Raw genomic sequence first — 2,329 nt, forward strand, 5'->3', positions numbered from 1 at the left:
TTCTTACATGGAAAGTACAAACTCTCCCCACCAAATCTTTCACAAAACTCAACAAACAAATCAACCCCCATAAAATCTGCCACAGCCACCAAGTCATCATCAACATCCTCTAACCTAAAATCACACTCCATAACCTTCCCCCCTAATATACAATCTCTTCAAAATGAAGCCTTGGACCATTATACCAATAATGCCTATACTTAGTCTCACCATCTCTACACTTAGCAACAATTAAATCAATTAACTTAACACCCTCATTTTTCATCTGTAAAACCCTAAACTTATCAAGCTTAGCACTATCAACAGCCTTTTCAAAATCAGTACCTACAGGCTCATGAATATAAACAACATTATTACTATCATGGAAAATCGCCTTACTATCCCTCATAGGACGCTCACCCCAAGGTCTCAAATCCTTCATCTCATCATTTAACTGACTAAGCTGAATAACAGGAATCTCAAAATCTAGCGTAATATTTTTAAGCTCCCTAGATAAACTAGCAACTTCCCTTTCCCTACTATGTAACTTTTCCTCAATACTTAACAACTGAACATAATCCACAATCACCAAATCAGGCTTAATCTGCCTAACCCTTTTTTTAATACCACCAACAGTACTAATCTTATCATTAATATAAATCAATTTTTTCTTAGTAGCCTCATTTATATAATCTATAATAGGCTTCCAATCACCTTCATCAAGATCTTTATACTTCATCTTATTACTACTAACCCCAGTCTTTTTAGTAATATTTCTCATAAAAACTTGAACATTACTCATCTCTCTACTAATAAACAAAACCTTTCTACCTTGAGCTGCACAATTTAACATAATCTGAAGAGCCAAAGCAGTCTTACCAACACCACTTCTAGCAGCAATAGTAGTAAGCTCACCCTTATACAAACCACCAATAATATCATCTAACAACTGCACACCAAACTTAAACCCAATCTCATTATCATTTTCCAAATAATTTAAAGTTTCATGAGCAATAGAAATAATATCATCACTTTCTTCAACATCCTCTTTTAAAAGCTTACTAATAGCATTTTCAAAAATATTAAGAGATGTAGAAATATCTTGCCCATCAGTCAAACTACAAGAAAAATCTATAGCAAGCTTTCTTAAAACATTTCTACTATGATTATCTTTTAAAATTTCAATATGACTATCAATAGCATAAGTTATACTAACAGCACTAATCTCACTCAAGTACCTAGCATACACACTACGCCCTTCATCCCCTACCTTACTTAAAACAGACGCAATATCAACAGCCATCTTATTTTTATACAAATCCATCATAATATTAAAAATTCTCTTGTTATCCCCAGAAGTAAACATATTTTCCTTTAACTCATCAAGCTTATAAACTAAAGTCGGCTCAATAATAATACTTCCAAGAATAGATTGCTCCACATCCATAACACTTAAATTTTTCATAAAAAAATTCCCCTCATATATACAATAAACTAAAAATTAAAATCAATATTATAAGGCTCAATAGCCTCTAAATCCTCAGCCTCAGCCACCCTTTCTTCATTTAAGTACCCCTCAAACTTACTACTAAACAAAGTCTCAGGTCTTAAAAACTTCTCCATATCACCATCCATCCACTGAGAACACTTAATATCAATCACCCTATAAAAATTATCCTCAACAAATCCCTCATTAAGCCTAGCACTTATACACGCTCTAGTTTTTTTAGTAGTGCTTTTAAAATTCTTTTTAGACTTTTCATTCAAATAACTAATCACACGAGTATATATATTGTCTTTATTTAATTCTTTATTTATATTCTTTATATTAAATGTCTCAAGCTTAGTCTCACTACCCGTCTTACCCTTTGGAACATCAAAATTACTTAAATCCTTAAAATCACTTACTTTAAATGACCCATCTACAGTATCACAAACAGTCTCAACTAATGGCTCAGATTTAGGCATAGCTTTACTTCCCCTTTCCGTTACATATTCATAAATAGAACAAGTTTTACCTACACTAGACTTTTTAATAACATCAACAATACCAATACTTTCAAACTCATTAATAAGCCTACTAATAGTAGTCTTTGATAAATTCAAATCCTTAGCAGCACCTCTAGCAGTAATCTTAAACTGACCATCTGGTAAATCACCCTTCATCCTATGAAGATTTACTTTTCTCATTATGTAATGATTAAAAACAATCTTATGTATCTCATTTTTACAATCAAACTGCATAACATTTTTATTAGTTTTATAAAATCTATAGCCCATATTTTCCATCCCCCTTGTATCATACATATGTTCTTTGTTTATGTTTTGTATAGTTTAATATTAATCTTTT

2 protein-coding genes are annotated in these 2,329 nt (G+C 31.7%); both read right to left on the reverse strand.

Annotation, left to right across the window (positions count from 1 at the left end; translation table 11 throughout):
* Nucleotides 1-142: 142 nt before the first annotated feature.
* On the reverse strand, nucleotides 143-1,444 hold the full coding sequence (locus VLM92_RS13830) for a replicative DNA helicase (RefSeq protein ID WP_325276915.1): 1,302 nt from the start codon (nucleotides 1,442-1,444) through the stop codon (nucleotides 143-145).
* Between the two features lie 29 nt (nucleotides 1,445-1,473).
* Complete coding sequence (locus VLM92_RS13835; RefSeq protein ID WP_325276916.1) at nucleotides 1,474-2,259, reverse strand: conserved phage C-terminal domain-containing protein; 786 nt, start codon at nucleotides 2,257-2,259, stop codon at nucleotides 1,474-1,476.
* Nucleotides 2,260-2,329: the final 70 nt, after the last annotated feature.

The sequence above is a fragment of the Romboutsia sp. genome, from assembly GCF_035470145.1.
In the GTDB taxonomy this organism is placed as follows: domain Bacteria; phylum Bacillota; class Clostridia; order Peptostreptococcales; family Peptostreptococcaceae; genus Romboutsia_D.